The 2,390-nt window shown below is 74.8% G+C and carries 4 protein-coding genes; 2 read left to right on the plus strand and 2 right to left on the minus strand.

Annotated elements, in window-relative coordinates; all coding sequences use genetic code 11:
* Positions 1 to 374 (minus strand): alpha-amylase family glycosyl hydrolase (locus ACFQ11_RS37510; RefSeq protein WP_378307690.1); only part of this gene is annotated, 374 nt, incomplete at its 3' end.
* A 599-nt stretch (positions 375 to 973) separates the two neighbouring features.
* Here ACFQ11_RS37510 and ACFQ11_RS37515 point away from each other — a divergent pair.
* Positions 974 to 1,267 (plus strand): hypothetical protein, encoded by a 294-nt coding sequence (locus ACFQ11_RS37515; RefSeq protein ID WP_378307692.1) that lies wholly within the window; start codon positions 974 to 976, stop codon positions 1,265 to 1,267.
* Between the two features lies 1 nt (position 1,268).
* Positions 1,269 to 2,105: an STAS domain-containing protein gene (locus ACFQ11_RS37520; protein ID WP_378307694.1), complete on the plus strand. Its 837-nt coding sequence runs from the start codon at positions 1,269 to 1,271 to the stop codon at positions 2,103 to 2,105.
* Positions 2,106 to 2,158: 53 nt separating this feature from the next.
* On the opposite strand, the gene ACFQ11_RS37525 is transcribed toward ACFQ11_RS37520, so the two are convergent.
* The coding region (locus ACFQ11_RS37525) for a hypothetical protein (RefSeq protein WP_378307696.1) at positions 2,159 to 2,390 on the minus strand (232 nt) is incomplete at its 5' end.

Here is a 2,390-nt window from a genome sequence, read left to right on the forward strand (position 1 = left end):
TGGTAGATCGGCAGCAGCCACAGGCAGTCGATGCCGAGCCACTGCAGATGGTCCAGCTTGGAGATGAGGCCGCGCAGGTCGCCGTAGCCGTCGTTGTCGGAGTCGGCGAACCCCCGCACCGACACCTCGTAGAACACGGCCGTCTTGAACCAGTGCGGGACGCGGGGCGCGTCCTCGTCGAACGTGTCGGGGACGGGTCCGGTGGCGGGTCCGGTGACCTGCCCGGACGTCGGGCCCGCAGCGGGTCCCGCGGCCGGTTCAGCGGCCGGGCCGGGCGCCGGGGCCGGCTCGTCCCGGCGCGTCCGGTCCGGCGGCTCGGGAGCGTCGCTCCGGCCGGACGCGCCGCCGCTGCTGATCTGTGGCCGAACGTGCATGACCCACCCCGCTGTCTTGGAGAGATACCTAGATCAGCAATGCCCGCGTGCCGCGCGGGCGACGTTCCCGGACGGCAACCATCCGTAAAAATCTACGTACGCACCGTGACCGTCTCTCGCGTTTCGGTCGCGCGCGCTCCCGCGCGCCGGGCGGGCCGCCGCGTCCCCGGCCGGTAGATCCGCCGCGCCGCCGATCTACGCGCCGCCCGCGCGGTCCGGCGCGCCGGGTCACGGCCGGTGCTCCGCGGGGCGGGCGAGGGGAAAAAGGCGGCAAAAAGGCGGTGCGGAACGGCCGTGACACTGGCGCGGGCGCTCCGGAATGCTTGCCGCGCGACGGTTGTGTCATGTCCGGGTTTTTAGGTTCGTGGCTTTTTCTGGCGCATGCCGGGGGTAGGTCATTTCCAAGCTCAGCACATGCCGCGCGGCAGCTGACGACAGTTCGGGCGGAAAAGAATGTTTCGTCCAAAGCGATCGGAGGGACAGTGGAGCGCTGGGAGAAGTCGCCATCGGTCGTACCGACGCGCGATGACGTCGTACCGACGCGCGACGACCTCGTGACCCGGCTGCGCGCCCGATTCGCCGGAATTCCGGCGGAGCGCGTGCGCCGTTGCGTGGACGACCTGTGGTGCTGCTGCACCCACATCGGGGTGCGGCCCGAGGAACGGACCATCGAACGCCTCGCGGCGTCCCGGCTCACGGGCGTCGAGCGGGGCGCGCGCCCGCCGCACCCGGACGGGGAGCGGGCGTGCGGATCGCCCGTGTCCGAAGCTCCCGCGAAACGGCCGCCGGGCGTGGCCGGGGCCCCGCCCGCGCCGCCGCTGCGCGCCCGCACCGACCTGACCGCTCCGCCCGCCCCGGCCCGCGCGGCCGCGCGAACCCCGATCGGGATGTGACATGAAGGACACGATCGTGCCGGGCCTGCGCATCGAGACCCGGCGGGGCTTCACCGTGCTGACGCTCCCCGCACAGATCAGCTGGCAGAACTACGCCGGGATCCGGGAGGGCGTGAGCCGCGCCCTGTCCCTGGCGGCCCGGCCGCCGGCCGCCGGATCCGGGACGGGCGGGCGCGGCGCAGGCGTCGTCGTCGACTTCGGCGACGCCGTGCTGCTCGACGCCGCCGGGCTGGTCCTGCTGGCCCGGGCCGAGACCCGGGCGCGGCTGCTGGGCTGCCAGCTGCGGGCGGTGGTCCCGGACGCGTCCGCGCCGGTGCGGCGCGCCCTGGACGCCACCGGGCTGGGACGTCTCGTCCCGGTCTTCCCCGACGTCGCGTCGGCCACGGCCGCGCCGCCGCCCGGCCGCCGCCGCACGAGCCCGGCCGACACCGCGGACGTCCTCGACGCCATCCGCGCGCTGCACCCGGCGGACGCGGCCCTGGCCCCGGCGCCGTCCGCGCCGTCCGAGCTGACCATCACCACGGCCGCCGCGCCGGACGGCGACCACACGGTCGTCCACCTGGCCGGCGTGCTCGACCAGCGCACCGTCCCGCGTCTGGGGGAGACGCTGACCTCGCTGGTCGAGGGCGACCTGCGGCACCTCATGCTGCGGATGAGCGCGCGGCTCGGGCTGCGCTGCGACCCGCTGCCGATCCTGCTCGGCATCCGCTGGCGGGTCGCCGCGGAGGGCGGCTGCCTGTCCCTCCTGGAACAACCGGCCAAGCTCCGCGAGATCATCGACCGCGAGGGCCTCGGCTCGGTGTTCACCGCCTGCCGCACCGCCGAGCCCGCCGCGTAGAGATACAGCCGCGTAGCGGAAACGGCGGGCCGGGCTGACGGGCCGGCGGGAGCTCAGCTCCCGCCGGCCCGCGCCGTTCCGGTGGCGGACGCGGGACTGGACGAACGCGCGGCCGTCCCGTCCGCGCCGGCCGTGCCGCCGTCGGCGGACCGCCCCCCGTCCCCGTCGCCGTCCCGCCGGATGGTCATGACGTGTGCCGGTCGGGTGTGCGGGTCGAGGTGGACGTAGTTGGTCTTGGTCCAGGTGTAGGTGGTGCCGTCGAGTTCGTCGGTGAGGGTGAAGGGG

The organism is Actinomadura sediminis, from assembly GCF_042675525.1.
Classification (GTDB): Bacteria; Actinomycetota; Actinomycetes; order Streptosporangiales; family Streptosporangiaceae; genus Spirillospora; species Spirillospora sediminis.